This window comes from Pseudomonas sp. MDV22-iso1, assembly GCF_058145095.1.
Genome location: NZ_JBYVMF010000003.1, coordinates 140,720 through 167,454, shown reverse-complemented (window position 1 = coordinate 167,454; position 26,735 = coordinate 140,720). Strand labels below are relative to the sequence as shown.

The 26,735-nt window shown below is 58.4% G+C and carries 26 protein-coding genes, 1 tRNA gene and 1 pseudogene; 21 read left to right on the top strand and 7 right to left on the bottom strand.

Features of this window, described 5'->3' with window-relative positions:
• Position 1 precedes the first annotated feature (1 nt).
• Genes AC3ZVB_RS05280 through AC3ZVB_RS05265 form a run of 4 tightly spaced genes read left to right on the top strand, consistent with a single transcriptional unit; the run spans position 2 to position 3,438 of the window.
• Complete coding sequence (locus AC3ZVB_RS05280; RefSeq protein ID WP_162437724.1) at positions 2–1,021, top strand: LacI family DNA-binding transcriptional regulator; 1,020 nt, start codon at positions 2–4, stop codon at positions 1,019–1,021.
• A gap of 24 nt (positions 1,022–1,045) precedes the next feature.
• On the top strand, positions 1,046–1,963 hold the full coding sequence (gene rbsK / locus AC3ZVB_RS05275) for a ribokinase (protein ID WP_162437723.1): 918 nt from the start codon (positions 1,046–1,048) through the stop codon (positions 1,961–1,963).
• Positions 1,960–2,364, top strand: coding sequence for a D-ribose pyranase (gene rbsD / locus AC3ZVB_RS05270; RefSeq protein ID WP_194690361.1), 405 nt, complete (start codon positions 1,960–1,962; stop codon positions 2,362–2,364). The genes rbsK and rbsD overlap by 4 nt, the downstream gene beginning before the upstream one ends.
• Before the next feature lie 45 nt (positions 2,365–2,409).
• Positions 2,410–3,438 carry a nucleoside hydrolase gene (locus AC3ZVB_RS05265; protein WP_490145954.1) on the top strand — a complete coding sequence of 343 codons (1,029 nt, stop codon included), beginning with the start codon at positions 2,410–2,412 and terminating at the stop codon, positions 3,436–3,438.
• 31 nt (positions 3,439–3,469) lie between these two features.
• On the opposite strand, the gene AC3ZVB_RS05260 is transcribed toward AC3ZVB_RS05265, so the two are convergent.
• The gene (locus AC3ZVB_RS05260) at positions 3,470–3,682 is read right to left on the bottom strand and encodes a hypothetical protein (RefSeq protein ID WP_162437720.1); all 213 of its coding nucleotides are present in this window, start codon (positions 3,680–3,682) and stop codon (positions 3,470–3,472) included.
• Positions 3,683–3,814: 132 nt separating this feature from the next.
• Between AC3ZVB_RS05260 and AC3ZVB_RS05255 the strand changes: the two genes are divergently transcribed.
• Positions 3,815–4,120, top strand: coding sequence for a hypothetical protein (locus AC3ZVB_RS05255; RefSeq protein WP_490145953.1), 306 nt, complete (start codon positions 3,815–3,817; stop codon positions 4,118–4,120).
• Between the two features lie 165 nt (positions 4,121–4,285).
• Positions 4,286–4,606 (top strand): I78 family peptidase inhibitor, encoded by a 321-nt coding sequence (locus AC3ZVB_RS05250; protein WP_162437718.1) that lies wholly within the window; start codon positions 4,286–4,288, stop codon positions 4,604–4,606.
• A gap of 72 nt (positions 4,607–4,678) precedes the next feature.
• Here AC3ZVB_RS05250 and AC3ZVB_RS05245 read toward each other — a convergent pair whose 3' ends face one another.
• Positions 4,679–4,891 carry a cold-shock protein gene (locus AC3ZVB_RS05245; protein WP_003179963.1) on the bottom strand — a complete coding sequence of 71 codons (213 nt, stop codon included), beginning with the start codon at positions 4,889–4,891 and terminating at the stop codon, positions 4,679–4,681.
• 292 nt (positions 4,892–5,183) lie between these two features.
• Positions 5,184–5,486 (bottom strand): hypothetical protein, encoded by a 303-nt coding sequence (locus AC3ZVB_RS05240; protein WP_162437717.1) that lies wholly within the window; start codon positions 5,484–5,486, stop codon positions 5,184–5,186.
• 374 nt (positions 5,487–5,860) lie between these two features.
• On the opposite strand from AC3ZVB_RS05240, the gene thrS reads away from it, so the two are divergent.
• The 9 genes from thrS (at position 5,861) to AC3ZVB_RS05195 (ending at position 13,315) form a co-directional block, all read left to right on the top strand.
• The gene (gene thrS / locus AC3ZVB_RS05235; protein ID WP_490145952.1) at positions 5,861–7,783 is read left to right on the top strand and encodes a threonine--tRNA ligase; all 1,923 of its coding nucleotides are present in this window, start codon (positions 5,861–5,863) and stop codon (positions 7,781–7,783) included.
• Positions 7,783–8,334 (top strand): translation initiation factor IF-3, encoded by a 552-nt coding sequence (infC, locus tag AC3ZVB_RS05230; protein WP_176469887.1) that lies wholly within the window; start codon positions 7,783–7,785, stop codon positions 8,332–8,334. The genes thrS and infC overlap by 1 nt, the downstream gene beginning before the upstream one ends.
• A 60-nt stretch (positions 8,335–8,394) precedes the next feature.
• Positions 8,395–8,589 (top strand): 50S ribosomal protein L35, encoded by a 195-nt coding sequence (rpmI, locus tag AC3ZVB_RS05225; protein ID WP_008145659.1) that lies wholly within the window; start codon positions 8,395–8,397, stop codon positions 8,587–8,589.
• A 27-nt stretch (positions 8,590–8,616) separates the two neighbouring features.
• Entirely contained in the window at positions 8,617–8,973 is a 357-nt protein-coding gene (gene rplT, locus AC3ZVB_RS05220) for a 50S ribosomal protein L20 (RefSeq protein ID WP_007905879.1), read from the top strand.
• 109 nt (positions 8,974–9,082) lie between these two features.
• Positions 9,083–10,099, top strand: coding sequence for a phenylalanine--tRNA ligase subunit alpha (gene pheS / locus AC3ZVB_RS05215; RefSeq protein WP_007905876.1), 1,017 nt, complete (start codon positions 9,083–9,085; stop codon positions 10,097–10,099).
• Positions 10,100–10,125: 26 nt separating this feature from the next.
• On the top strand, positions 10,126–12,507 hold the full coding sequence (gene pheT / locus AC3ZVB_RS05210; protein ID WP_490145951.1) for a phenylalanine--tRNA ligase subunit beta: 2,382 nt from the start codon (positions 10,126–10,128) through the stop codon (positions 12,505–12,507).
• A gap of 3 nt (positions 12,508–12,510) precedes the next feature.
• Entirely contained in the window at positions 12,511–12,813 is a 303-nt protein-coding gene (ihfA, locus tag AC3ZVB_RS05205; protein ID WP_002553164.1) for an integration host factor subunit alpha, read from the top strand.
• The gene (locus AC3ZVB_RS05200) at positions 12,794–13,150 is read left to right on the top strand and encodes a MerR family transcriptional regulator (protein ID WP_093218077.1); all 357 of its coding nucleotides are present in this window, start codon (positions 12,794–12,796) and stop codon (positions 13,148–13,150) included. The genes ihfA and AC3ZVB_RS05200 overlap by 20 nt, the downstream gene beginning before the upstream one ends.
• Positions 13,151–13,238: 88 nt before the next feature.
• Positions 13,239–13,315: transfer RNA gene (locus AC3ZVB_RS05195), tRNA-Pro, on the top strand.
• Between the two features lie 119 nt (positions 13,316–13,434).
• Here the strand turns inward: AC3ZVB_RS05195 and AC3ZVB_RS05190 are convergent.
• Positions 13,435–13,626, bottom strand: a pseudogene (locus AC3ZVB_RS05190) (transposase domain-containing protein); the annotation flags it as partial.
• A 59-nt stretch (positions 13,627–13,685) separates the two neighbouring features.
• Entirely contained in the window at positions 13,686–14,588 is a 903-nt protein-coding gene (locus tag AC3ZVB_RS05185) for a universal stress protein (protein WP_490145950.1), read from the bottom strand.
• A 327-nt stretch (positions 14,589–14,915) separates the two neighbouring features.
• Here AC3ZVB_RS05185 and AC3ZVB_RS05180 point away from each other — a divergent pair, with 327 nt between their 5' ends.
• On the top strand, positions 14,916–15,890 hold the full coding sequence (locus AC3ZVB_RS05180) for a TerC family protein (protein ID WP_490145949.1): 975 nt from the start codon (positions 14,916–14,918) through the stop codon (positions 15,888–15,890).
• 495 nt (positions 15,891–16,385) lie between these two features.
• Here the strand turns inward: AC3ZVB_RS05180 and AC3ZVB_RS05175 are convergent, their stop codons facing one another.
• Entirely contained in the window at positions 16,386–17,840 is a 1,455-nt protein-coding gene (locus tag AC3ZVB_RS05175; protein WP_162441015.1) for a TrkH family potassium uptake protein, read from the bottom strand.
• Between the two features lie 80 nt (positions 17,841–17,920).
• On the opposite strand from AC3ZVB_RS05175, the gene AC3ZVB_RS05170 reads away from it, so the two are divergent.
• Positions 17,921–18,289, top strand: coding sequence for a hypothetical protein (locus AC3ZVB_RS05170; protein ID WP_490145948.1), 369 nt, complete (start codon positions 17,921–17,923; stop codon positions 18,287–18,289).
• 29 nt (positions 18,290–18,318) lie between these two features.
• Here the strand turns inward: AC3ZVB_RS05170 and AC3ZVB_RS05165 are convergent, their stop codons facing one another.
• The gene (locus AC3ZVB_RS05165) at positions 18,319–19,281 is read right to left on the bottom strand and encodes a bifunctional GNAT family N-acetyltransferase/nucleoside diphosphate kinase regulator (protein WP_490145947.1); all 963 of its coding nucleotides are present in this window, start codon (positions 19,279–19,281) and stop codon (positions 18,319–18,321) included.
• A gap of 612 nt (positions 19,282–19,893) precedes the next feature.
• On the opposite strand from AC3ZVB_RS05165, the gene AC3ZVB_RS05160 reads away from it, so the two are divergent.
• From AC3ZVB_RS05160 to AC3ZVB_RS05145, 4 genes are all read left to right on the top strand, one after another.
• Positions 19,894–21,060 (top strand): efflux RND transporter periplasmic adaptor subunit, encoded by a 1,167-nt coding sequence (locus tag AC3ZVB_RS05160; protein WP_490145946.1) that lies wholly within the window; start codon positions 19,894–19,896, stop codon positions 21,058–21,060.
• Positions 21,057–24,233, top strand: a complete 3,177-nt coding sequence (locus AC3ZVB_RS05155) for an efflux RND transporter permease subunit (RefSeq protein ID WP_490145945.1) — start codon at positions 21,057–21,059, stop codon at positions 24,231–24,233. The genes AC3ZVB_RS05160 and AC3ZVB_RS05155 overlap by 4 nt, the downstream gene beginning before the upstream one ends.
• Positions 24,230–25,681, top strand: a complete 1,452-nt coding sequence (locus AC3ZVB_RS05150; protein ID WP_490145944.1) for an efflux transporter outer membrane subunit — start codon at positions 24,230–24,232, stop codon at positions 25,679–25,681. Before AC3ZVB_RS05155 ends, AC3ZVB_RS05150 begins: the two co-directional genes overlap by 4 nt.
• A gap of 106 nt (positions 25,682–25,787) precedes the next feature.
• Positions 25,788–26,618, top strand: a complete 831-nt coding sequence (locus AC3ZVB_RS05145) for a DUF8832 domain-containing protein (protein WP_490145943.1) — start codon at positions 25,788–25,790, stop codon at positions 26,616–26,618.
• Positions 26,619–26,735: the final 117 nt, after the last annotated feature.

Genomic DNA, 26,735 nt, shown 5'->3' with positions numbered 1-26,735 from the left:
CATGGCAACTATCAAGGATGTCGCAGCGCTTGCAGGAATTTCCTACACCACGGTGTCTCACGTGGTGAACAAGACACGGCCGGTCAGCGAAGAAGTGCGGATCAAAGTCGAGGCGGCGATCAAAAGCCTTGACTACGTGCCTAGCGCGGTCGCCCGGTCGTTGAAGGCGAAAACCACGGCGACCATCGGGTTGCTGGTGCCTAACAGCCTCAACCCATACTTCGCCGAACTCGCACGCGGCATAGAGGATTACTGTGAGCGCAATGGCTACTGCGTGATTCTTTGCAACTCCGACGATAATCCGGACAAACAGCGCAGCTACCTGCGGGTATTGCTGGAAAAGCGCATTGACGGACTGATCGTGGCATCGGCCGGTGGGGATGCCGGGCTGGCGGAAGGTCTCGCCGGTGTGCGCACCCCCATGGTGATTGTCGACCGTAATCTGGAAGGCGTGAATGCCGACCTGGTACGCATCGATCACGAATATGGCGCGTACCTGGCGACGCGTCATTTGCTGGAACTCGGGCATCGGGACATCGCGACGATCGGCGGGCCGGCGAGTACCAGTGTGGCCCAGATGCGTCTGGCCGGTTTTAGCCGGGCCTTGAAAGAGGCGGGCGTCGACGTAGCACCGGAGCGCAGGCTTGAAAGCGACTTCACCAGCACGGGAGGTTACAGCGCGGCTGCGATCCTGCTGGAAAACAATCCGCCCACCGCTATTTTCGCCGGTAACGACATGATCGGTATCGGCGTGTTGCGAGCCGCTGCCGAGCGCAATATTCGCGTGCCAAGCGAGTTGTCGGTCATCGGCTTCGACGACATTCAGATGAGCCGTTATGTCTACCCGGCCTTGACGACCGTGGGGCAGTCGATACTGCAACTCGGGGAGATGGCCGCTGAAGTGCTTTTGCGAAGGATCGCCACACCGGACATGGCCACCGATCAACGGATCGTGACGCCCAGCATTGTCCTGCGAGAATCGACTGCGCCATTGGCCGGGGTGTTCTCGGAATATCGCTAAACCAGAATTGACGAGTAGTGACGAATGTCAGCAAAAGTAGTGGTAATAGGCAGCCTGAACATGGACCTGGTCACCCGGGCGCCAAGGCTGCCCCAAGGCGGCGAAACGCTGATCGGTAACTCCTTTGCCACAGTGTCCGGCGGCAAGGGCGCCAATCAGGCCGTTGCTGCGGCAAGGCTCGGTGCGCAGGTGTCGATGGTCGGCTGCGTTGGCAGCGATGCCTACGGCGAGGAGTTGCGCGGCGCGTTGCTCGCCGAGCAGATCGACTGCCAGGCGGTCACTTGCGTAGAAGGGTCAAGCGGCGTGGCGTTGATCGTGGTCGATGACAACAGCCAGAACGCAATCGTGATCGTCGCAGGTGCCAACGGTGCGCTGACGCCTGCGGTCATCGGTTGCTTCGATCCCGTCCTGCAGGCTGCCGACGTGATCATCTGTCAGCTTGAGATCCCTGATGCCACCGTTGGTCATGCGCTCAAGCGCGGGCGAGAGCTGGGTAAAACCGTGATCCTCAACCCGGCGCCTGCCAGTCATCCGCTGCCAGCGGATTGGTATGCGGCCATCGACTACCTGATCCCCAATGAAAGCGAAGCCGCAGCGCTTAGCGGTTTGCCTGTGAACTCTCTGGAAACCGCCAAAGCTGCTGCCACTCGGCTGATTGCCCTGGGCGCCGGCAAAGTGATCATCACGCTCGGTGCTCAAGGCTCGCTGTTTGCCAGTGGCAGCCGCTTCGAACACTTTCCGGCGCCCCAGGTGAAGGCTGTCGACACCACGGCAGCTGGCGACACCTTTGTCGGTGGATTCGCCGCTGCACTGGCGACGGGCCAAAACGAAGTCGACGCGATCCGTTTCGGCCAGATTGCCGCTGCGCTATCGGTGACCCGAGCTGGCGCGCAACCTTCGATTCCCACGTTACTCGACGTACAGGCCTTTAAAACACAATGAAGAAGACACCTTTGCTCAACGTCGCGCTTTCGCGGCTGATCGCGTCACTGGGGCATGGCGACATGATCGTGATCGGCGATGCCGGTCTGCCGGTGCCTGCAGGAGTGGAACTGATCGATCTGGCGTTGACCCACGGCATCCCGGACTTCATCAGTACCCTGAAGGTCGTGCTCAGTGAAATGCAGGTCGAAAGCCATGTGTTGGCCCAGGAGATTCTCGACAAAAAGCCGACGGCACTGGCGGCTTTGGATGAGCTGAATGCCGCGGGCGATCTCGGACGGCGTGAGCTGCTCAGCCACGACCAATTCAAGGTGCTTAGCCGGCAAGCGCGAGCGGTGATTCGTACCGGCGAATGCCAGCCTTACTGCAACATCGTCCTGATATCGGGCGTTACGTTTTAACAGTCCTTTGACTCATTTTGTTTCCCCACGCACAAGGAGTGCGCTATGCACCGCTATGCTCAGAAACTGCACCAAATGCTTCGGAGTCTTCTGCTTTTGTCCCTGATTACTGCTACAAGCGCCCAGGCGGCGGAAAAAATCGATTTGATCATCGACACCGACCCCGGTGCGGATGACGTGGTTGCCTTGTTGTTCGCCCTGGCCTCGCCGGAAGAGTTGAATATTCGAGCGCTGACCACCGTGGCCGGCAATGTGCGGCTGGACAAGACTTCCCGTAATGCGCGGCTGGCTCGTGAGTGGGCGGGGCGCGAAGAGGTGCCGGTCTATGCCGGTGCCCCGAGGCCGCTGATGCGCACGCCTATCTATGCCGAAAACATTCATGGCAAAGAAGGTCTGTCGGGTGTCACGGTGCACGAACCCAAGAAAGGCCTGGCTGAGGGTAACGCGGTTAATTATCTGATCGATACCTTGAAAGCAGCCAAACCCCACAGCATCACGATCGCCATGCTTGGCCCGCAGACCAACCTTGCGCTGGCGCTGATCCAGGAGCCTGAAATCGTTCAGGGCATCAAGGAAGTGGTGATTATGGGCGGCGCCCATTTCAATGGCGGCAATATCACCCCGGTGGCCGAGTTCAACCTGTTCGCCGACCCGCAGGCTGCGGAAGTCGTTCTTAAAAGCGGTGTGAAGCTGACTTATCTGCCGCTGGATGTGACTCATAAAATCCTCACCAGCGAAGCGCGGCTGAAACAGATCGCGGCACTCAACAACAACGCCAGCAAGCTGGTGGGCGATATTCTCAATGAATACGTCAAGGGCGATATGGAGCACTACGGCATTCCCGGCGGCCCGGTGCATGACGCCACGGTCATCGCTTACCTGCTCAAGCCAGAGTTGTTCACGGGGCGTTCGGTCAACGTAGTGGTTGATAGCCGTGAAGGTCCGACCTTCGGCCAGACCATCGTCGACTGGTATGACGGCCTGAAAGCGCCGAAGAACGCTTTCTGGGTTGAGAGCGGGGATGCTCAGGGTTTCTTCGACCTGCTGACCCAGCGTCTGGCCCGTTTGAAATAAGATTCGCCCGCAGGCGCCAGCCTGCGGGGTTTTACCCTCGCCCTGACTGCGTCACACCCATATAGTCTGGGGGGTACTTCTCGAAGATCTGCGCGATAAATGACTGCGCTGCTTCGGTACCAAGTTCCTTGACCAAAAGATCTATGCCGATAATTGCCAACTCTTCCGGGCTGCCGGGGCTGTAGGAGCTGTGACCCTGTGGCCACTTGGCTTTGATGTCGGCGTCGATACTTACGGTGGTCATGAAGGCGCTCGTGAAGTCGGGGATGTCTGGCTGTGGAGTTAACCATTTTGCGCGGCATTTGGCACTCCGACTTAGGCATGAGAAGAGGGCTATGCGACACTTGGCCTTTGTAGACTCTCCAAGGACCTCGTTGTGCAGATCGATTTGAACACGCCTGGCGGCTTGACCCTCGAGTCCGTCCGTCAACTCCTGGCCTCTGCCAGTGATGATGAACACACTCAGCCGCGGGTGACCAAAGGCGGTATCGCCTACCTGTCTTCCGGCATTGTTGGCGGCACCGATATTGGCGGGCTGCTGTTTCGTCTGGAGACCTGGGCGAAAGGCTCCGGCTATGTCGGACGAGTCGCTGCCAGCGATGAGGTTTGGGTCATGCAAATCTTCAACGCGCTCAAGGAGAACTGGCCGAACCCGCCGTTCGACTACATCGACGTGTATTAAGGACTGTTCATATCCGGTCACGATTGAGGGATGAACAACTCTCGAGCGCTCGGGCAAACTCTGCGTTTAATTCGTTGAGGGCAAGGTGCTACCACGTTGGGTGAAACCAAACGTCGGAACGGTGGTCGCACAATCTCAGCATAACTATTGAAAAGAGGAGGCTGCATGCCTTGGAAGTTCGCGTCATTGGGTATTTTGTTGGGCGCCACGTTGCTGGCTGGTTGCAGCAGTACGTCTACCGAGTCGGCAACTGACCCTGTCACGACGACTGACGCAGGTCATAGCCGTTGCGAAGCAAAGGCAGCCGAATTCACCATCGGCAAAAAGGCTTCCGCTGAATTGCTGGAACAGGCGCGTACCCGCGCAGGCGCACAAAATGCCCGGTTTCTGATGCCCGACGACATGGTCACTCTGGAATACCGCTCTGACCGCTTGAACCTGAACACCGATGCCAATCGGGTGGTTACGCGCGTCAACTGCGGCTGATTGCTCCAGACTTTTGTTTGACCCATAAAAAACCCCGTCACATGGACGGGGTTTTTTTAGTGCGCCTGGAAATTACTCTGGGCGAACTTGAGCAGCTTGCATACCCTTTTGGCCTTTCTCAGCCACGAAGGAAACAGTCTGGCCTTCTTTCAGGCTTTTGAAACCGTCGCTTTCGATAGCTTTGAAGTGTACGAACAGGTCGTCACCGCCACCTTGAGGAGTGATGAAGCCGAAGCCTTTTTCATCGTTGAACCATTTAACGGTGCCGGTTTGGCGATTAGACATGGTGTATCTCCAAGAAACATATATTTTCAGTAGTACTGTGCTGCTCAGGCCAACTGGGCACACCGGGGTATCATAGTCGAAATGTTCGCTTTGGGAGCCCCCCGGAGGAGCTGTTTGACCTGCTGTCACGCTTTTCTTGTTGCTTGAGTCGGCTGAAAGCCCCGGTTTAAAGGGCTTTCAGTCGAAAGTAAAGACGATAAAAAAAGCTGTAAAACCTGCATAAATTGTACGAAAAAACGATTTTCAGGGGCTTTTCATGGGTCGCTGAGCCCCTCAAAGCGCGTCTTTGCGCTTATTTTTTTGCCTTGTTATCGGCCTTGCAGGAAGAAATCTGGGTCAGTGCTTTTTGTTTCAGGGCATCACTGGCCTTGTTGTCCATCAATGCCTGAATGTCGCTGGCCGGGTACGACTTGATTGCATCAGCACCGCAAGCGCAGTGGGCTTTTGCCGCGGCCGCGCCAATCTGCGGGGTGGCCGCCTGGGTGCACTGAGCCATGTATTTCTCGCGCTCGCCCTTGGGCCAGTCGGCATGGGCAGTCAGCGGCAGCAGCAGGACTACGGGGGCGATGACGGCGAATAAACGATTCAGACGCATGCTGGGATGCTCCTTGTGGGTCAATGTCTTGTTATCTGAGGGGTAAAGCCGGGTTCAAGTTCAGCACTCTGGCACAAAATTGCCCGATCTGCCCTTGTCTAAAGGCTCGTTGCATCGACGACCGTTCATCTGTGCTAGCATGCCCCGCTCGGGCGTTTGCAGGCTCCGGATGACCTTCAGTCCCGGCAGCGGCAGATGACCGAATAACCCTGATTTGAATCCCAGTCACTCTGGTTCGGTTTTCCGGTTGGCCGCAAGGCTCCTGCCGCTGTAAGGCAGGCGTTCGTTATTGAATGGCCTGGACCGGATCTTGTACTGGCTCATCCCAACCCACGTGACCTTTGGTAGGGGTCACCACTAGGAGAGGAGGCGCCATGCCAACTATTACTCTTCCCGACGGCAGTCAACGTTCATTCGATCACCCGGTTTCCGTAGCCGAGGTCGCCGCATCCATTGGTGTAGGTCTGGCCAAAGCCACCGTGGCCGGCAAGGTGAATGGCAAGCTGGTTGACGCCAGCGACATCATCGACAGCGATTCCACGCTGCAAATCATTACGCCAAAGGATGAAGAGGGGCTGGAGATCATTCGCCACTCTTGCGCCCACCTGGTTGGCCATGCGGTCAAGCAGTTGTACCCGACGGCCAAAATGGTCATCGGGCCGGTCATTGACGAAGGCTTCTATTACGACATCGCCTTCGAGCGTCCTTTCACCCCGGACGACCTGGCCGCCATCGAACAGCGCATGCAGCAGCTGATCGAGAAAGATTACGACGTGATCAAGAAAGTCACTCCGCGCGCCGAAGTGATCGAAGTGTTCAAGGCCCGCGGCGAAGACTACAAGCTGCGCCTGGTCGAGGACATGCCGAATGAGCAGGCCATGGGCCTGTACTATCACGAAGAATACGTCGACATGTGCCGCGGTCCACACGTGCCGAACACCCGCTTCCTGAAGTCGTTCAAGCTGACCAAGTTGTCGGGCGCCTACTGGCGTGGCGATGCCAAAAACGAGCAATTACAGCGCGTCTACGGCACTGCATGGGCCGACAAGAAGCAGCTGGCGGCTTACATTCAGCGCATCGAAGAAGCTGAAAAGCGCGACCACCGCAAGATCGGCAAGCGTCTGGGCCTGTTCCACACCCAGGAAGAGTCGCCGGGCATGGTGTTCTGGCACCCGAACGGCTGGACGCTGTACCAGGTGCTCGAGCAGTACATGCGCAAGGTTCAGCGCGACAACGGTTACCTGGAGATCAAGACTCCCCAGGTCGTTGACCGTAGCCTGTGGGAGAAATCCGGGCACTGGGCCAACTACGCCGACAACATGTTCACCACCCAGTCGGAAAACCGCGATTACGCGATCAAGCCGATGAACTGCCCTTGCCACGTGCAGGTCTTCAATCAGGGCCTGAAAAGCTACCGCGAGCTGCCGATGCGTCTGGCCGAGTTCGGTGCCTGCCACCGTAACGAGCCATCGGGTGCATTGCACGGCATCATGCGCGTGCGTGCGTTCACGCAGGACGACGCCCACATCTTCTGCACAGAAGAGCAGATGCAGGCCGAATCCGCTGCGTTCATCAAGCTGACCATGGACGTTTACGCCGATTTCGGCTTTAAAGACGTCGAAATGAAGCTGTCCACTCGTCCGGAAAAACGCGTGGGTTCCGACGAGCTATGGGATCGCGCCGAAGCCGCATTGGCTGCAGCCCTTGATAGTGCTGGTCTGCCGTACGATCTGCAGCCTGGCGAAGGGGCGTTCTACGGTCCGAAGATCGAGTTCTCGCTGAAAGATTGCCTTGGCCGTGTCTGGCAGTGTGGTACCCTTCAGCTCGATTTTAACCTGCCTGTCCGTCTGGGAGCCGAATACGTCTCCGAAGACAACAGTCGCAAGCACCCGGTTATGTTGCACCGGGCGATCCTCGGTTCCTTCGAACGTTTTGTCGGAATCCTGATCGAGCACTACGAGGGCGCGTTCCCTGCGTGGCTGGCTCCGACCCAGGCAGTGATTATGAATATCACTGATAAACAAGCGGATTTCGCTGCTGAAGTTGAAAAAACTCTCAACGAAAGCGGATTTCGTGCCAAGTCTGACTTGAGAAATGAAAAGATCGGCTTTAAAATCCGCGAGCATACTTTGCTCAAGGTTCCCTATCTCTTGGTTATCGGAGATCGGGAAGTCGAGATGCAGACTGTCGCTGTGCGTACTCGTGAAGGTGCTGACCTGGGCTCGATGCCCGTCGCCCAGTTCGCTGAGTTTCTCGCGCAAGCGGTTTCCCGGCGTGGTCGCCCAGATTCGGAGTAATTACTATTAAGCGTGAAATGAGACAAGATAAACGAGCTGCACCGAAAGCCCCGATCAACGAGAATATCTCGGCACGCGAGGTTCGGTTAATTGGGGCTGAAGGCGAGCAGCTTGGGATTGTGTCAATTGAAGACGCGCTTCTTAAGGCTGAAGAAGCCAAGCTCGATTTGGTGGAAATTTCCGCCGATGCAGTACCTCCTGTCTGCAAGCTGATGGACTACGGCAAATCGATCTTCGAGAAGAAGAAGCAGGTTGCCGCAGCCAAGAAGAACCAGAAGCAGATTCAGGTTAAAGAAATCAAGTTTCGTCCAGGGACGGAGGAAGGGGATTACCAGGTAAAACTGCGCAACCTGGTACGTTTCCTGAGTGATGGGGACAGGGCCAAGGTATCCTTGCGATTCCGCGGCCGTGAGATGGCCCACCAGGAGCTGGGGATGGAACTCCTCAAGCGAGTTGAAGGTGACTTGCTCGAGTACGGTTCGGTCGAACAGCATCCTAAGATGGAAGGACGCCAGCTGATCATGGTCATCGCCCCGAAAAAGAAGAAGTAATCAATAGGGCACGGCAGGCCTTCTGATTATGTTTATCAACTGAATGCGGAGTATCCGAACATGCCAAAAATGAAAACTAAAAGTGGTGCTGCTAAGCGGTTTCTGAAAACTGCTAACGGTATCAAGCACAAGCACGCTTTCAAGAGCCACATCCTGACTAAAATGTCGACCAAGCGTAAGCGTCAACTGCGCGGTAGCAGCTTGCTGGCACCGTGTGACGTGGCAAAAGTCGAGCGCATGCTGCGCCTTCGTTAATTTAGTCAAGAATAGAGGAAGTAACTCATGGCTCGTGTAAAGCGTGGCGTCATTGCCCGTAAACGTCACAAAAAAATTCTGAAACTTGCTAAAGGCTACTACGGCGCTCGCTCGCGCGTATTCCGTGTTGCCAAGCAAGCGGTAATCAAGGCAGGCCAATACGCCTACCGTGACCGTCGTCAGAAAAAACGTCAGTTCCGCGCTCTGTGGATCGCTCGTATCAACGCTGGTGCACGTATCAACGGCCTGTCCTACAGCCGTTTCATCGCCGGCCTGAAAAAAGCGTCCATCGAGATCGACCGTAAGGTTCTGGCTGATCTGGCAGTGAACGAAAAAGCGGCGTTTGCTGCGATTGTCGAGAAAGCTAAAGCCACCTTGGCTTAAGTACCCCCGACAGTCACCCGGCCCCATCTCTGTGGGGCCAGGTGTTAAACGTCATAAATAGGGGAAGAGCCTTCAAGCTCTTCCCCTATTTTGTATCTGGAGTCTGTACATGGAAAACCTGGACGCGCTCGTCTCTCAAGCTCTAGAGGCTGTGCAAAGCGCTGAAGATATCAATGCCCTGGAGCAAATCCGGGTTCACTACCTCGGCAAAAAGGGTGAATTGACTCAGGTGATGAAGACCCTGGGGAATTTGCCGGCAGAAGAGCGTCCGCAAGTCGGCGCCCTGATCAACGTTGCCAAGGAGCGTGTCACAGAGGTTCTCAATGCCCGCAAGGCACTGTTTGAAGAGGCCGACCTGGCTGCCAAACTGTCTGCCGAGTCCATTGACGTGACCCTGCCTGGCCGTGGCCAGACCTCGGGTGGTCTGCATCCGGTCACTCGCACTCTGGAACGTATCGAACAGTTCTTCACCCACATTGGCTACGGCATCGCCGAAGGCCCTGAGGTCGAAGACGATTATCACAACTTTGAAGCGCTCAACATCCCAGGCCATCACCCGGCCCGGTCGATGCATGACACCTTCTATTTCAATGCCAACATGTTGCTGCGCACCCATACCTCGCCGGTCCAGGTCCGCACCATGGAATCGAAACAGCCGCCGATCCGCATCGTCTGTCCAGGCCGTGTGTACCGTAGCGACTCGGATATCACTCACTCCCCGATGTTTCACCAGGTCGAAGGCCTGCTGGTCGACCGCGATATCAACTTCGCCGACCTGAAGGGCACCATCGAAGAGTTCCTGCGCGTGTTCTTCGAGAAAGAACTGGCAGTGCGTTTCCGTCCTTCGTATTTCCCGTTCACCGAGCCATCCGCCGAAGTCGACATGGAATGCGTGATGTGCAGCGGCAAAGGTTGCCGTGTCTGCAAGCAGACTGGCTGGCTGGAAGTGATGGGCTGCGGCATGGTTCACCCGAACGTGCTGCGCATGTCCGGGATCGACCCGGAAGAGTTTTCGGGCTTTGCCTTCGGCATGGGCGTTGAGCGTCTGGCCATGCTGCGTTACGGCGTGAACGACTTGCGTCTGTTCTTCGACAACGACTTGCGGTTCCTCGCGCAATTTCGCTAGTCGTAACGAATTCTTAGGAGAGCAGGATGAAATTCAGTGAACAATGGCTGCGTGGCTGGGTAAGCCCGCAGGTAAGTCGCGACGAGCTGGTTGCTCGTCTGTCGATGGCCGGTCTTGAGGTCGATAGCGTTACGCTGGCCGCCGGCGAATTCACCGGTGTGATCGTGGGCGAGGTGCTGAGCACCGAACAGCACCCGGACGCCGACAAGCTGCGTGTTTGCCAGGTCAGCAATGGCTCGGAGACTTTCCAGGTGGTATGCGGCGCGCCAAACGTGCGCCCGGGCCTGAAGATCCCGTTTGCCATGATCGGTGCCGAACTGCCGGGCGACTTCAAAATCAAGAAAGCCAAGCTGCGTGGCGTTGAATCCAACGGCATGCTGTGCTCGCAAGCCGAGCTGCAGGTCGGTGAAGGAAACGAAGGCCTGATGGAATTGCCGGCTGATGCGCCGGTCGGTCAGGATATTCGTGAATACCTGAAGCTTGACGACGCCAGCATCGAAGTCGACCTGACGCCGAACCGCGGCGACTGCCTGTCCCTGGCCGGCCTGGCTCGTGAAGTGGGCGCGCTGTATGACGCCGAAGTCACTCGCCCAGTGGTTGCCAGCGTTCCTGCCGTGCACGACGAAGTGCGCTCGGTTGAGGTGCTGGCCCCGGCAGCTTGCCCACGTTACCTGGGTCGTGTGATCCGTAACGTCGACTTGTCCAAGCCCACCCCGCTGTGGATGGTCGAGCGCCTGCGTCGCTCCGACGTGCGCAGCATCGATGCCGCCGTCGACATTACCAACTACGTCATGATTGAACTGGGTCAGCCGCTGCACGCCTTCGATCTCGCTGAAATCAATGGCGGCATCCGTGTGCGCATGGCCGAAGAAGGCGAGAAGCTGGTACTGCTCGACGGTCAGGAAGTCAGCCTGCGTAGCGATACGCTGGTGATCGCCGACCACACCCGTGCCCTGGCAATCGCTGGCGTCATGGGCGGTGAGCATAGCGGCGTCAACACTGCGACGACTCGCGATATCTTCCTGGAAAGCGCGTTCTTCGATCAGATCGCTGTGGCTGGCAAGGCTCGTTCCTACGGCCTGCACACCGATGCCTCGCACCGCTACGAGCGCGGCGTGGATTGGCAGTTGGCCCGTGAAGCCATGGAGCGCGCCACTGGCCTGCTGCTGGACATCACCGGTGGTGAAGCTGGCCCGATCATCGAAACCGTCAGCGAACAGCACTTGCCGTCGATCGCACCGGTGACCTTGCGCTCCCAGCGCATCAGCCAGATGCTCGGCATGGAAATGGAATCGGCTGAAGTCGAGCGCTTGCTCAACGGCTTGGGCCTGAAGATTTCCGCCGATGGGGCAGGGCAGTGGCGCGTCGAAGTGCCAAGCCACCGCTTTGACATCAGCCTGGAAGTCGACCTGATCGAAGAGCTGGCCCGTCTTTACGGCTACAACCGCCTGCCGGTTCGTTACCCGCAAGCGCGTCTGGCTCCGCAAGCCAAGGCAGAAGCCCGCAGCGATCTGCCGGTACTGCGTCGTCTGCTGGTCGCCCGTGGTTACCAGGAAGCGATCACCTACAGCTTCATCGATCCGAAACAATTCGAGTTGTTTAATCCAGGTGTAGAGCCGCTGCTGCTGGCCAACCCGATTTCCAACGACATGGCCGCCATGCGTTCGTCCCTGTGGCCAGGTCTGGTCAAGGCGCTTCAGCACAACCTGAACCGTCAACAGGACCGCGTCCGTCTGTTCGAAAGCGGTCTGCGCTTCGTCGGTCAGCTGGAAGGCTTGAAGCAAGAACCGATGTTGGCCGGTGTCGTGTGCGGCAGCCGCCTGCCGGAAGGTTGGGCACAGGGTCGCGATGTCGTGGACTTCTTCGACGTCAAGGCTGACGTGGAAGCGGTGCTGGGTTTCGCCGGCGCACTCGATTCGTTCACCTTCGTGCCGGGCAAACACCCTGCGCTGCACCCGGGTCAAACCGCGCGCATCGAGCGAGAAGGTCGCCTGGTAGGCTTCGTTGGTGCTATCCACCCTGAATTATCGAAAACCCTCGGTCTCGACCGTCCGGTCTTCGTCTTCGAGCTGGTTTTAGCTGAAGTGGCGTTGGGCAAAATGCCTAAATTCCAGGAGTTATCGCGTTTTCCTGAAGTGCGTCGTGACCTCGCGCTGCTGGCCGACAAAGACGTCGCAGCCAGTGCCGTATTGGACGTAATCCGTGAAAATGCAGGCGAATGGCTGACAGACCTCAGGCTATTTGACGTGTATCAGGGTAAAGGCATTGATCCTGATAGAAAAAGCCTCGCCGTCGGCTTGACCTGGCAGCATCCATCGCGCACTCTTAATGACGATGAGGTGAATACCACGACACAAAACATCCTCACCTCGCTCGAACAAAGGTTGAACGCCACGTTAAGGAAGTGACGTATGGGGGCTCTGACGAAAGCTGAAATGGCGGAACGTCTGTATGAAGAGCTGGGCCTGAATAAACGGGAGGCCAAGGAATTGGTCGAACTGTTTTTTGAGGAAATCAGGCACGCTCTTGAAGACAACGAACAAGTCAAATTGTCCGGTTTCGGCAATTTCGACCTTCGGGACAAACGCCAGCGGCCTGGCCGCAATCCGAAAACGGGAGAAGAAATCCCGATCACGGCTCGCCGTGTGGTCACCTTTCGTCCAGGGCAGAAGTTGAAGGCCCGAGTTGAGGCTTATGCTGGAACCAAGTCATAACGACGAGCTACCCGTCATCCCAGGCAAACGCTACTTCACCATTGGTGAAGTTAGCGAGCTGTGCGCAGTAAAGCCACACGTGCTGCGCTACTGGGAGCAGGAGTTTCCTCAACTCAACCCTGTCAAACGCCGCGGAAACCGCCGGTATTATCAGCGACAAGACGTGCTGATGATCCGGCAGATCCGCGCGCTCCTTTACGATCAGGGGTTCACCATCGGCGGCGCACGCTTGCGTTTATCCGGCGATGAAGCCAAAGACGACACCACTCAGTACAAGCAGATGATTCGGCAGATGATTGCTGAATTGGAAGATGTGCTGATTGTTCTCAAGAAATAATTTCTGCTTTTAAATACTTCCAGTTTTCAAAAGCTTGCGATATATTCTTGAGCGTCCTTCGAGATGAGGGACGAGTTTCACGCCTAGTCGGGGCGTAGCGCAGTCCGGTAGCGCACTAGCATGGGGTGCTAGGGGTCGAGTGTTCGAATCACTCCGTCCCGACCATATAATTCAACGACTTAGCTCAATCTGAAAAGGTTGGGCTTTTTCATGTCTAAAAAATACTCCAGCATTTACTCCCACAGATATCTTGGAACTCGGAGATATGCGTAAGCGGTCAGCCATCACACCTTGCTGACCAGTTCCCGGTTGTGCGGCAGTAGCTCAGCAATCGCGCGCATACTCTGCGTCGTCAGCTGTTGCAGCTCCTTCAGATACTCGTATGGATCATGCTCGTTGAGTTTGGCCGACTGAATCAGCCTCATCAGCGCAGCCGCGCGCTTGCCGCTGCGCCGCGATCCAGCAAACAGCCAGTTCAGCTCCGGTCAAAACCACATCAGCACCCACAGCCGACTGCGAAGTTGCTTTATTTTGTTCACTGATTCGCTGGTCCCTTGATGGCCAACACGCTGCAAGGCACCTGATGCAGAACATGCTCCGTTGTACTGCCAACCAGCTTGCCCACCCCTTGGTGATGGGTATTTCCCATTACGAAGACATCCGCTCGAGTATGAGTCGCAAAGTCGACCATTGCTTTGGTTGGCGGTCCTGCAATGAAGTGTTGTCGCTCAGGCGGCACGCCGTGGTGTTCAGCCAAGGCAATGAAGCACTTTTCAAGTGACCGGCGCACGTCGTTGCTGAAACCTGGAATCGTCACGGCGCCAGCACCTGCATCAGAGAAATGTGTGTGTGTCAGTTCATAGGCATACAGCATGTGCAATTCAGCCTCACATTGCGTCGCCAATTCGTTCGCCGCCTGAATGACGCTGTCGTTGATTCCGCTGATCTGACCCTCTGGATGTGATGGATCAACCGCCGCCACAATCACCCGAGGAAGCGGACACCGGACTTCGCTGACCAGATGTATGGGGGTCGGACATTCACGCAACAAATGCCAATCCAAAGGCGTAACGAATACGCGTTTGAGCGCTGATTCATGATGTACGTCCTTGATGATCATGTCCGGCTGCATTTCAGCCACATGCCCCAGGATCTCTTGCAGCGGGTCACGGGTCAATGCAACTTCGGTGGTCACATTGATGCCCTTCCTGCGCATGAGTTCGGCCTCATCCGTCAACCACTGCAGGTTCTCCTGCCGGCAACTCTCACGAAGTTGTTCACTGTTGCTCAATAACCGCATAAGGTCGAAGTCTTCGATGAACACCGCGATATGCAGCGCCGCGCCTGTGGCATCGGCCAGCGCGATTGCCCGCTCCATTGCCGGCGAGTGACGCATGGTTGGACCTGCGATCAGAAAGAGTCGTTGATACTGCCTCATGTGGCACCTCCAAACGTTCTGGGTTATCCGCTAGCGCCCCCAGCACTCTCACTTGTCCCACCATTGGCGATCTCTTATCGCCTAACTACCTGGATCGACACTATCAATATACGCCAGCATTACCGGCTTATCAGTTTTCAGACCGGCGCGCGCCATGCTCCTCGCCTGGCGTCGCACCGGAAGCCATGCAACTGCCGGTAGTTGCGCACCTGAATCAATACTTCGTAAAAATCGAACTATTCGCAACGAATAAACGATTTTTGTTGATGTAAAAGGCTCGTTAGCATGACTCCTTCAGCCTATTTCTGCTTCATGCGGAGACAGTAAATGACCGCCATCAGCGTCGGCCAACCCTGGATGTGGGCCGCCTTCATTGTGTTCGTCCTTGCCATGCTGGCGCTCGATCTGTTCGTCTTCGGCGGACGCAAGGCGCATCGTGTTTCGGTCCGCGAGGCGCTGGTTTGGGTCATCGCCTGGATCAGTTTGGCGTTGGTCTTCGCTGTCCTGCTCTGGTGGTATCTGCGCAGCATGTTCGGCGCCGAAGTGGCCCAGCGTACAACGCTCGAATTCCTGACGGGCTACCTGATCGAGCAGTCGCTGTCGATCGACAACATGTTCGTTTTCGTGATGATCTTCGGCTACTTCGCCGTGCCGCCAGAGTTGCAGCGCCGTGTCCTGCTCTATGGCGTGCTCGGCGCCATCGTCATGCGTGCCGGTATGATTTTCGCCGGTGTCTGGCTGGTGCAGGAGTTTGCCTGGCTGCTCTATGTCTTTGGTGCTTTCCTCGTCATCACCGGCATCAAGATGCTGATCTTCGCCAACCAGCAGCCAGACCTCGAAAAGAACCCTTTGCTGCGCTGGCTGCGTAGCCATATTCGAATCACCGACGCCTTTCACGGCGAGCGCTTCTTCGTGCGCCAGAACGGCCTGCGCTGGGCGACGCCGATGTTCCTGGTGCTGGTACTGATCGAGGCCAGCGACCTGGTGTTCGCGGTGGATAGCATCCCGGCGATCTTCGCCGTCACCACCGACCCCTTCATCGTGTTCACCTCTAACATCTTCGCCATCATGGGCCTGCGCGCACTGTATTTTCTGCTTGCCGACATGGCCGACCGCTTTCACTTGCTCAAATATGGCCTGGCCATCGTACTGGTGTTCATCGGCGGCAAGATGCTGGTCGCGCCGTGGTGGCACGTGCCGATCCAATGGTCGCTGATCACAGTCGGCGGCATCATCTTGGTTTCGGTCCTGTTGAGCCTGTCTTTGACGAAGAACAAAACCCGGGTTACGGGAGAGCAATGAAGAATCAGAGTTGTTGGCGCCGAGCGGTTTTGACCCACGCTATCGAAAACAATGACCTACCCGAATACTTGGTAATCGATGGTCTTACGCGTGCCTTCACAAACCGTCTGAGGGTTACCTGAAGTCAGCAGCTTTGTTCAAAAAACGCACCAGCATCAACAATTTAATGCGGATTGGGCCTATTCGTAATGCACCTATCCAATCGACTCAAGACATCGAATCGCTCAAAATTGATGCGACTGAGAGTGAATTTGCAAATGAGTACTGCGTTTTGCTCGGCAGGGTATTGATACATCTGAACGGCCCGCGTGACAGGTACACCGTCGTCGCGCCATTAGTCCGGTCTGCCCCCCCTTGCCCTTGGCCGACCCCGCTGTTAAGACAGCGTCTGGCGTTTGCGTTGCAAAAAAGGGTGACATTTGTTGGAGAGGCTCTGCGAATCAACAGGCCTCAGATCGCAATGGAGTAGGTGATAAATCTCAAAAACCGTAAAGCTCAATATCTCCAAAAAACTGGAGTTACGAGTACCAGCACAGTCAGGATTTCAAGTCTCCCTAAAAGCATTCCAACGGTCAGCAGCCATTTAGCGGCATCGGGTAATGATGAAAAATTACCTGCCGGCCCAATGATCGTGCCAAGCCCCGGCCCGACGTTGCACACCGCAGTAGCGGCACCGCTCAACGCTGTCATCCAGTCAAGCCCAATGACAGCCAAGCCCAAGGCGATGACGGCAATAGTGACGGTGAAGAAAAACGAGAAGGTCAGAAGTGAGCGCAAGATCTCCTCGTCAATGGGATGACCGTTGTACTTCTTCTGAATCACGGCTCGAGGATGGATCAACTGCTTCAGACTACTGACCAGTAGAGCGGCAGCAACCTGAAAACGGAAGATTTTAAGACCACCTGCCGTCGAGCCTGAACATCCCCCGACGAAGGTCAGATAGAAAAAGAGCATGACGGCGAAGCTGCCCCATAACGTATAGTCGCCAACCGCAATTCCTGTGGTCGTGACGACCGAGGTTACGTTGACTGCCACGATACGAAATGCATCCCACCATCCGTAATCGCTGTGAAAACACAGCCAGGTCCCCACAGCCAGCGATGTGACGATCAAGAATCCAATAAATCCGCGTACCTGGTGATCCTTAATCAGCGCACGCCGATTTCCCCGCAATGTCGCGACGTACAAGGTGAACGGGAGGCTGCCCAGAACCATGATGGCAACTGCCACCCAATGCACCGCGGGTTGCGTCCAATGCCCCAGTGAGGAGTCCGAAGTGGAAAATCCACCGGTAGAGATCAACGACATCGCGTGGTTGACCGCTTCAAACGGCGTCATTCCAGCGACCCAGAGCGCCAGAGTTCCGATGACGGTAAGACCCAGATAGAGCACAAGGATGTACGTGGCTGCCATATGGGAACGCGGTGTCACTTTTTCCGACCAGTCTGAGGACTCTGTCTGGAACAGACGCATGCCACCGACTCGCAACAGTGGGAGGATCGCCACCGCCATGCCGATAAAACCGATGCCTCCCAACCAATGCAGCATGGAACGCCATATCAACAAACCGGGAGATGAGCTATCGAGACCGGTGAGTACAGTCGAGCCAGTGGTTGTAATGCCAGACATCGTTTCAAAAAATGCGTCGGTGTAGCTGATATCGCGGATGAACACCATTGGCAACGCTGCGAAGGTGCACACAACGACCCAACTGGCAGTCGTCAGCAGGTACATATCCCTCGGGCGAAGCTGGCCAGTATCCGGACGCCCCCGTGCGATCAACAGCAGGCCACAAATGATGGTAATCAAACTCGACCAGAGAAAGGCCGACAGATCGTCGTTACGCTCGTAGGCCACCAGCGTGATCATGGGAATAGCCATGCTTACGGCCAGTGTGATCAGAAAAATGCCGAGGATGAAGCCGATAAGCCGAATGGCTGCGAGGGACATAAAAAGTAGCGTTCCAGATTAGCGCCGGACAGTATCGGATGCCTCACTTCAGGCCCCCGTAAATTTTGCGTAAAAGTTCCATGGGCGTTCAGTCAAGCTGCGTAGCTAAGGGTTTTAAATTGCCTGGAGCTAGTGCAATAGGCGTAGACCTGGCGAAGCTTGAGTCTTGTATTGCTTGTATTGCTTGTGTTCGAGCGGAGGCCGGCCAGGACGAGAAAACCCGCGCTGACAAGGCCGAGGCGTTCGCTGCGAAATACAGCGACAAAGTGCCGGCCGGCTCCATCCGCGCAGTCGCTATTGATCAAGCAGTTCCGCTTGGCTGGTGGAGTGCTGTCGTAAAACATGATTGTTCAGGCAAAAAAAATCCCGCTGATCGCATGGAGGCAATCATCGGGATTTTCAGAACTGCGCAAGTGAAAGTTTCAAAAGCTTTCGGCAGTCGAACGTGAGGATCGACGAGCACTGAGCCAAAGGACAGTTATAGGTGGAAATCGCCTGCAGCCTCTGGCTGGTAAAGCACTTTCCTGATCTCAATCCGTCGGGTCCGATCAGAAACCCGCCAGTCGATGGCGTCCCCCTCCTGATAGCCCAGGATGGCAGCACCGATGTCGGAACACACGGAATGCTTGCCGGCATTGCTGTCCGCGTCTTCAGGGTAGACCAAGGCCACTTCGATCTTCTCGTCGTCCAGGTGCAGCAAGGCCCTGGAGTTCATCGTGACGACATTGCACGCCACCTGCTGCGCCTTGACGACAATGGCTCGCTCAAGCTCATGTTCGAGTTCTACAACCGCCGGGCCTTGCTCGAGCGCGATCAGACTCTCGAGCTTGGCCTTGTCGATTTCAGTGATGTAGATCCTGGTGGAGTCGCCAACGGCACCTTCGCGCAAGAGCTGGAGATAGCGCCCCGCGGTCATGGAAAATGACTTCAATGTCGGCGTTTCGCTTTCAAGCACAAAGCCGCTGCGCAGAAAGGCTTTCAGCGAGCGCGCGTTGTCCGGGTGGATCTTGGCGATAAGCTTCTCGGCCCGCATGTCGAGGAAGGCCAGTTTCATGCCTTCGCGAATCGTGCGCGCGCCAAGGTTTCGGCCCCATTTGTCGCTGTCTCCGATGACCAGGACTATCTCGCAATTTGAGCCGGTCTTGATGAGACGGACAAAGCCCACCGGGGCGTCGTGCCGGTCATAGGCCATGAAGAATCGGCCGCCCCGGTTGAATAGATGGGTCAGGATCGGCAATTGAATCCGATCGATGGCTTGCTCGATGGAGCGCGAGACATGACGCGAATCGCTCAGGTAGCAGGTGACGCGCTCATCCTCCAACCAATCCATCAGTGTCAGCGCGTGCGCCCGGGTAATTTCAGGGCACAGCGAAATGAAAGGCTTGTTCATCTTCACCACACATATTTGTAAAGGATGAAAGCCTGTCATGGCTATGGCCATGAGGGTTCTTTCGCCAACCGGCTATTTTAAGACATAACGCGAGCAATGCCGAACAGCCTGGAGAGTTCGAGGAAACCACCGTTTTGCCGGACACCAAAGAGCGACCAGCAGATGGTAAGGAAAGTGCGGATGTGCGGCACACTGTATCGTTAGGTGTGTGACTTCAGGGAGGATTGAGATGTTTTGGTATGGCAGCGAAAAAAACAGGTTCCGGGTTCAGCGTTGGATATCAATTATCGTGCTGTTCTTCGCACTCATTCTTTTGATTTCGAAAATATACCTGTTCGTTGCAGACGACGGATCCGGGTATGAGATATGTAAAGGGCTCGTCGCTACCGGCGTTGGTTTCCTCATGCTTTACCTTTCCAATAAGTGGTGAGAGCAGGCGCCGCTCTCTGTGGCGGATAGGGGCAATTTGATTTTGGCTAGGGCATCACGAGTGACCGCCACCCGCAGTAACCAAACCTTCATCCAGCCGCTCACCAACCCGTAACCGCACCCAAGCCCCACACCCCCACATCCGCATCTCCTTACCGCTTGACCTTCCCCTTGTGACAAGCCGGATAAGACCTCAAACCCAGGTCTGTCCTGAAAATCACAAGGAGGTACGCGATGTATGGCAAGCGATTAACCCTGGTCGCTGTGGCGGTAACTGGCGTGTTCGCGCTGGGTGGTTGCAAGGAGGGCGCGCCTGCGGCCGAGGCCGCCAGGCCGCCTGGCGTGCCGGTGGCCGAGGTGGTTGCGCAGCCGGTGACTCCGTTTGTTGAATACACCGGTTCGTTGACCGCGATTGATCAGGTTGAGCTGCGTCCGCGTGTTAGTGGTTACCTGCAAAGTGTCAGCGTGCCTGAGGGGCAATCGGTGGCCAGGGGCAGTCTTTTATTTGTGATTGACCCTCGGGAGTTCCAGGCTGCACTGAACGCTGCAAAGGGGCGTTTGCGTGAGGCTGAGGCCAACGCGTTGCTGGCCCAGGCCGAGCATGGCCGGGCCGAGCAACTGTTCGCCAAAAAAGTGGTGGCGCGGGATCGTCTCGACACCGCCATCGCCTCGCTGAATGCCGGCAGGGCTCAGGTCGATGCCGCCAAAGCCGCGCTGGACGCCGCACAACTGGACTTGAGCTACACCCGCGTTACCGCACCCATCAGCGGCCGCGTCGACCGTGCCCTTGTCACCGAGGGCAATTACGTCACCCGTGGAGTGACGCCGCTGACGACGATCGTCTCCATCGACCCCTTGCATGTGTATTTCGATGTCGACGAACGCACCTATCTGCGCTCGCTTGCCGCGACTCGGGCGGTTGCCGCGTCGAAAGGGGAGAAGGCCGCCAAGGTCATGGTGGCGATGCTCGACGATGCGAGTTATGCGCGGGCCGGGCGGGTGGACTTCCTGGCGAACGCAGCTGATCGCAAGACCGGCACCGTGCGCGCGCGTGCTGTGGTCGACAACCCGGATGGGCGCCTGACGCCCGGGCTGTTCGCCAAGGTCAAGCTGGACACCGGCGCGCCGCAACCCCGGGTGTTGGTGGCCGACCAATCCATTGGCACTGACCAGGGCCGCCGCTATGTGCTGGTGGTTGGCGCCGGTGACAAGACCGAGTATCGCCCCGTCGAGCTCGGGCCGATGGCCAACGGTTTGCGAGTGATTGAGCAGGGCCTGCAACCGGGGGAACGCATTGTCGTCAAGGGACTGGTGCGCCCGGGCATGCAGGTGACACCGCTGGCCGCCAACATTGAGGGGGCGCTGCTGGAGGCGCCGCTGGTTCTGGGGGGCGTGCAATGAACTTCCCACGCTTTTTCATTGACCGGCCGATCTTCGCCATCGTGCTGTCGGTGTTGATGATGATCGCCGGTATCGTGGCCTTCTTTCATTTGCCGCTCAGCGAATACCCTGCCGTGACGCCGCCCACCGTGCAAGTGACCGCTTCCTATCCGGGCGCCAACCCGCAGGTGATCGCCGAAACGGTAGCGGCGCCCCTTGAACAGGTGATCACCGGGGTCGAGGGCATGCTGTACATGACGTCGCAATCGGCGACCGATGGCCGCATGATCCTGACCGCGACGTTTGCCCAGGGTACGAACGCGGACATGGCGCAGATTCAGGTGCAAAACCGCGTCTCGCGAGCCCTGCCGCGCTTGCCCGAAGAGGTCCAGCGCCTGGGCGTGGTGACGCAGAAGACGTCCCCGGACATCCTCATGGTGGTCCATCTGCTGTCACCGGACCAACGTTATGATCCGCTCTACATCTCCAACTATGCCTACCTCCAGGTGCGCGACGAGCTGTCGCGGATTCCGGGAATCAACGACGTGCTGGTGTGGGGAGCGGGCGAGTACAGCATGCGTCTGTGGCTCGACCCGGACCTGATCGCCGCGCGTGGCCTGACCGCAGGCGACGTGATTACGGCGGTGCGTGAGCAGAACGTGCAAGTGGCGGCCGGCTCGGTCGGCCAGGCGCCTGATTCCAGCGCGGCATTTCAGGTGACGGTCAATACCCTCGGACGCCTGACGGACGAGGAGCAATTCGGCGACATCATCATCCGCACCGGCGATAACGGCCAGGTGACGCGTCTGCGTGATGTGGCCCGTATCGAAATGGGAGCCGATGCCTACGCGCTGCGCAGCCTGTTGGACGGCGAACCGGCCGTTGCCTTGCAGATCATCCAGAGCCCGGGCGCCAACGCGCTCGATGTGGCGCAGGCGGTGCGCGATACCATGCGGCGCCTGGAGGCCAACTTCCCCGAGGGGCTGGTGTCGCGGATTGCCTATGACCCGACCGTGTTTGTGCGGGCATCGCTGGAGTCAGTGGCCATCACCCTGATGGAAGCGATCCTGCTGGTGGTCCTCGTGGTGGTGGTGTTCCTGCGTAACTGGCGCGCGTCGCTGATACCGTTGATGGCCGTACCGGTGTCGATCGTCGGCACCTTCGCCGTCATGCACCTGATGGGTTTTTCCCTCAATACCCTGTCGTTGTTCGGCCTGGTGCTGTCCATCGGGATCGTGGTCGACGATGCCATCGTGGTGGTCGAGAACGTCGAGCGGCATATCGAGAACGGCGAGGAGCCTGCGCAGGCGGCGCGGCGAGCGATGGGCGAGGTCACCGGACCGATCATTGCGATCACCTCGGTACTCGCTGCCGTGTTCATCCCCACGGCGTTCCTCAGTGGCCTGCAAGGCGAGTTCTATCGACAGTTCGCGCTGACCATCGCGATTTCCACCATCCTGTCGGCGGTCAACTCCTTGACCCTCAGCCCGGCACTGGCCGGACTGTTGTTGCGCCCGCGCGGCGCGGCGGTGGTGCATGACCCGCGCAGCCTGCGTGGACGCGCCGCGTACCTGGCGCAGGTGCTGGGCCGGCCGTTCCACCATGCCCCGCAGGCGTATGGCAACACGGTGCGCAAAGTGGCGGGCCGTCGCGGCGCGGCGCTGTTGGTCTATGGCGGGTTGCTCGCGCTGACCTGGTTTGGCTTCAGCGCTGTACCGGCGGGCTTCGTGCCGATGCAAGACAAGTACTACTTGGTCGGCATCGCCCAGTTGCCCAATTCGGCTTCGCTGGATCGTACCGATGCGGTGGTGCGGCAAATGTCGAAAATCGCCCTGGGTGAACCGGGGGTCGAAAGCGTGGTGGCGTTCCCCGGGCTGTCGGTCAACGGCTTCGTCAATGTCCCGAATGCCGCCGTGATGTTCGTCATGCTCGATCCGTTCAAGGAACGTACCTCTCCCGACATGACGGCGGTTGCCATCGCCGGGCGCCTGCAAGCTAAATTCGCAAGCATTCCCGACGGGTTCCTCGGTGTGTTCCCGCCGCCGCCAGTGCCCGGCCTTGGGGTCACCGGAGGCTTCAAGCTGCAGGTCGAGGACCGTGGCGGGGTCGGGCTTGAGGCGCTGGTGCAGCAGACCCGGATGCTGATGACAAAAGCCACCGAGTCGGGCCAGGTCGTCGGGTTGATGACGAGTCTGGACGTCAACGCGCCCCAGTTGAATGTTGATATCGACCGCACCCAGGTCAAGAGCCAGGGTGTGCGACTGGCGGATGTGTTCGAGTCGTTGCAGGTCTACCTCGGTTCGCTGTACGTCAACGACTTCAACCGTTTCGGCCGCACCTACAAAGTGACCGCCCAGGCGGATGCGGACCACCGCATGCAAGCCGAGGCCATCGGCCGCCTGCAGGTGCGCAATGCGGACGGGGACATGCTGCCGTTGTCGGCGTTTGTCACCGTCACCCCGGGGTCCGGCCCCGATCGGGTGATTCACTACAACGGCTACCCTTCGGCCGACATCTCTGGCGGAGCGATGCCCGGGGTCAGCTCGGGACAGGCCGTGGCACTCATGGAGCGCCTGGCGCAAGAGGTGCTGCCCGAAGGCGTGACCTATGAATGGACGGACTTGACCTACCAGCAGAAGCTCGCCGGGTCATCGGCCCTGTTCATTTTTCCGCTCTGTGTGTTGCTGGCCTACCTGATCCTGGTCGCGCAATACAACAGCTGGCTGCTGCCCCTGGCGGTCTTGCTGATTGTGCCCATGTGCCTGCTCAGCGCGATCATCGGGGTCTGGCTGGTGGACGGCGACAACAATGTGTTCGTGCAGATCGGGCTGGTGGTGCTGGTTGGCCTGGCTGCGAAAAACGCCATATTGATTGTCGAGTTCGCGCGCAGTCTTGAAGCCGAAGGTGCCAGCCCGCTGGAAGCGGTTATCCATGCGTGCCAGTTGCGCCTGCGACCGATCCTGATGACCTCGCTGGCGTTCATCGCTGGCGTGGTGCCCCTGGTATTTGCCAGCGGCGCCGGGGCCGAGATGCGTCATGCCATGGGGGTCGCAGTGTTCGCCGGCATGCTGGGGGTGACGCTGTTCGGACTGTTCCTGACGCCGGTGTTCTACGTGGTGATGCGCAGCCTTGCGCTGCGCCTGGAGCGCAAGGGTTCGAGTCCGAAGGTGCAGATGGAGGAGCGCGTGTCATGAAATTGGCCTATCAAGCGTTTCTGTTGTCGTCGCTCCTGGTGTCCGGCTGCGCTGCGGTGGGGCCTGATTATTCCGCGCCCGTGCTGCCCGCTGCGCAACGGCCGGCGAGCTTCGGCGCGCCCATCGCCGGCCTCGGTACGGGCGACGTCGAGGTGCAGTGGTGGCGTGTGTTTGATGAGCCCGCACTCAGCCAATTGATCCAGCAGGCACTGGCGGCCAACCACGATATCGGCATCGCCGCCGCGCGGCTCGACGAAGCCAAGGCGATGCTGCGCGAGAGCCGCCAGGGATTCTTGCCCAGCGGCGGTGCCGCCCTCGGTTATGAGCACCGACAGCGCAGCGAAGTCGAGACCCCGTTCGGCCAGCAGCGCTCAGTGGAAACCACTCGCGCGGCAGTGGATGCCGCCTGGGAAATCGACTTGTTTGGCCGCGTCCGGCGCTCGGTGGAGGTCGCGCAGGCCCAGGCGGGATCGCGCCAGGCGTTGCTGCGCAGCGTGCAGGCGAGCGTCGCCGCCACTGTCGCCGCGACCTGGTTCGAGCTGCAAGGAATCGAAGCCGAACAGGCGGTGGTGGCGGACATCAGTCAAAGCCAGCGCGACAGCCTGGGTCTGGTGGAGCATTTGGTCAGCGTAGGGGCCGCCACCGAATTTGATCGGCTGCGTGCCGAGGCATTGCTGCGCAATGTCGAGGCGGTAGCGCCCGGCCTTGGGCAGCGTCGCGCAACGACCACTAACGCGTTGGCCGTGCTGTTGGGGCAGGCGCCGCAAGGGTTCAAGCCACCGCTGGCCAGGCCCGGTCGTGAGGCCTTGAAACTGCGCACCCTGCAGGTGGGCGATCCGGCCGGCTTGCTGGCCCGGCGCGCCGATATCGCCGCGGCCGAACGTGCGCTGGCGGCCGAAACCGCGCAGATCGGCGTGGAAACAGCCGGCTTGTATCCGGATATCCAGGTGCAGGGTTCCATCGGGCTGCTGGCGGGAAGCCTCGGCGCCTTGGGCGATGCGGGCATGCAGTCGAGCTTTATCGCACCGGTCATTCGCTGGTCGCTGCTGGACACCGGGCGGGTGCGTGCGCGGATCGCCGCCAGCGAGGCGCGCACCCAGGCGGCGCTGATCACCTACGACCAGACCGTATTGCGCGCCCTGCAGGAAACCGATGACGCGTTCCAGGCCAACAGCAGTGCGGGCAGCACCCTGGGCTTGCGGTTGCTGGAGGCGACGGCCAACCGCGAGGCGGCGAACCTGGCGCGCACGCGCTTCACGGAAGGTGAGGGGATGTATCTGGACGTACTGGAGGCCGAGCGAGCGGACTTCACCAGCCGCCGCGCACTGACCGTCGCACGCACGGAGCAGCGCTTGGCGGTGGTCGGCATCTACAAGGCACTGGGCGGTGGCTGGCAAATCTGCGAGCAGGCGGGGCAGGTGTGCAGCGGTGCCGCCGCGCTGCGTTAGACACCGTTGTTGTCCGCAAGCGCTGCTTGCGGTGTTTGGCGAAGGACGGCTGTGCGGCAGATGCCCTGTCGCAAGCCATTACTTATCGAATGAGGAGTAAACCCATATGGATACCAAAAAGGTTCTGACCGTTGGCCTGGCGGTTTTAGGCGCGGCAGCAATGCCGTCAATGGCGGCGCAGGAAAGTAAGAAGGGCACGTTCGCACTGCCCGGCGAGAGCGAAAAGGTCGTGGGGGAGTTGATCGTCAAAGAGACCGGCCCTTTGACACGGGAGTTGTCGATCGCTTTTACCGACAAGGCCACCGGGCAACCGATCCTGCAGTTTGACGAAGAACTGACCCAGCGACTCCATGTGCTGGCGACCGCCAGCGACTTCTCCAGCTTCATCCATGAGCACGCGGCCAAGCTGGGTGCCGACGGCCGTTTCAGGATCGCGATGAAGTTTCCCCGGTCGGGCACCTATTACGTCTATGCCGATGCCGTGCCGAGCGGGCTCGGCCAGCAGGTGGTGCGCTTCGAGGTGCCTGTGCAGGACGATACCGACCCCGCTGCCCAGGCGCCGGCCAAACCGGTGCAAGGTAGCGATGACCCCTATACGGTCAAGTTGGATACCTCGGCCCTGCGCGCCGGCACCGAAAGCATGATGTCGCTGACCGTACTCAAGGATGGCAAACCTGCCCAGGACCTGGACACCTACCTGGGTGTGGCGGCCCATGCGGTTTTCGTCAGTACCGATGAGCTGGACTATGTGCATGCGCACGCCATGGCGGCGCAGGCCGCCCACGGTGACCATGGCGACCCAGGCGCAGTCTCGGCGCAGTTGATGCTGCATGCCAAGCCCGCGCATGCGGGGCCTTATGCCTTGTGGATTCAATTCAAGGGTGGCGACAAAATTCGTACCGTGCCTTTCCTCGTGACAGTTCCCGCCGCGTCCTGAAGCCTTCGCTGTGGAACACGCTCAGCAAAGGGCATGGCGAAAATAATTCCCATTGGGGCGAGGAACGCAAAATTGCCGCCATTGCGATTCCCGTTATGCATGCGGAGCAGGTCATGG

Bases quoted from the DNA above. Each gene is read 5' to 3' on its own strand.
- AC3ZVB_RS05145 (WP_490145943.1), top strand. From the start codon at position 25,788: ATGGATACCAAAAAGGTTCTGACCGTTGGCCTGGCGGTTTTAGGCGCG.
- AC3ZVB_RS05250 (WP_162437718.1), top strand. From the start codon at position 4,286: ATGCCTTGGAAGTTCGCGTCATTGGGTATTTTGTTGGGCGCCACGTTG.
- pheS (WP_007905876.1), top strand. From the start codon at position 9,083: ATGGAAAACCTGGACGCGCTCGTCTCTCAAGCTCTAGAGGCTGTGCAA.
- AC3ZVB_RS05185 (WP_490145950.1), bottom strand. From the start codon at position 14,588: ATGAGGCAGTATCAACGACTCTTTCTGATCGCAGGTCCAACCATGCGT.
- ihfA (WP_002553164.1), top strand. From the start codon at position 12,511: ATGGGGGCTCTGACGAAAGCTGAAATGGCGGAACGTCTGTATGAAGAG.
- AC3ZVB_RS05245 (WP_003179963.1), bottom strand. From the start codon at position 4,891: ATGTCTAATCGCCAAACCGGCACCGTTAAATGGTTCAACGATGAAAAA.
- AC3ZVB_RS05180 (WP_490145949.1), top strand. From the start codon at position 14,916: ATGACCGCCATCAGCGTCGGCCAACCCTGGATGTGGGCCGCCTTCATT.
- AC3ZVB_RS05260 (WP_162437720.1), bottom strand. From the start codon at position 3,682: ATGACCACCGTAAGTATCGACGCCGACATCAAAGCCAAGTGGCCACAG.
- AC3ZVB_RS05265 (WP_490145954.1), top strand. From the start codon at position 2,410: ATGCACCGCTATGCTCAGAAACTGCACCAAATGCTTCGGAGTCTTCTG.
- AC3ZVB_RS05165 (WP_490145947.1), bottom strand. From the start codon at position 19,281: ATGGCCATAGCCATGACAGGCTTTCATCCTTTACAAATATGTGTGGTG.
- AC3ZVB_RS05150 (WP_490145944.1), top strand. From the start codon at position 24,230: ATGAAATTGGCCTATCAAGCGTTTCTGTTGTCGTCGCTCCTGGTGTCC.
- rbsD (WP_194690361.1), top strand. From the start codon at position 1,960: ATGAAGAAGACACCTTTGCTCAACGTCGCGCTTTCGCGGCTGATCGCG.
- AC3ZVB_RS05155 (WP_490145945.1), top strand. From the start codon at position 21,057: ATGAACTTCCCACGCTTTTTCATTGACCGGCCGATCTTCGCCATCGTG.
- rbsK (WP_162437723.1), top strand. From the start codon at position 1,046: ATGTCAGCAAAAGTAGTGGTAATAGGCAGCCTGAACATGGACCTGGTC.
- pheT (WP_490145951.1), top strand. From the start codon at position 10,126: ATGAAATTCAGTGAACAATGGCTGCGTGGCTGGGTAAGCCCGCAGGTA.
- AC3ZVB_RS05200 (WP_093218077.1), top strand. From the start codon at position 12,794: ATGCTGGAACCAAGTCATAACGACGAGCTACCCGTCATCCCAGGCAAA.
- AC3ZVB_RS05240 (WP_162437717.1), bottom strand. From the start codon at position 5,486: ATGCGTCTGAATCGTTTATTCGCCGTCATCGCCCCCGTAGTCCTGCTG.
- rpmI (WP_008145659.1), top strand. From the start codon at position 8,395: ATGCCAAAAATGAAAACTAAAAGTGGTGCTGCTAAGCGGTTTCTGAAA.
- AC3ZVB_RS05170 (WP_490145948.1), top strand. From the start codon at position 17,921: ATGGGCGTTCAGTCAAGCTGCGTAGCTAAGGGTTTTAAATTGCCTGGA.
- rplT (WP_007905879.1), top strand. From the start codon at position 8,617: ATGGCTCGTGTAAAGCGTGGCGTCATTGCCCGTAAACGTCACAAAAAA.
- thrS (WP_490145952.1), top strand. From the start codon at position 5,861: ATGCCAACTATTACTCTTCCCGACGGCAGTCAACGTTCATTCGATCAC.
- AC3ZVB_RS05280 (WP_162437724.1), top strand. From the start codon at position 2: ATGGCAACTATCAAGGATGTCGCAGCGCTTGCAGGAATTTCCTACACC.
- AC3ZVB_RS05160 (WP_490145946.1), top strand. From the start codon at position 19,894: ATGTATGGCAAGCGATTAACCCTGGTCGCTGTGGCGGTAACTGGCGTG.
- AC3ZVB_RS05175 (WP_162441015.1), bottom strand. From the start codon at position 17,840: ATGTCCCTCGCAGCCATTCGGCTTATCGGCTTCATCCTCGGCATTTTT.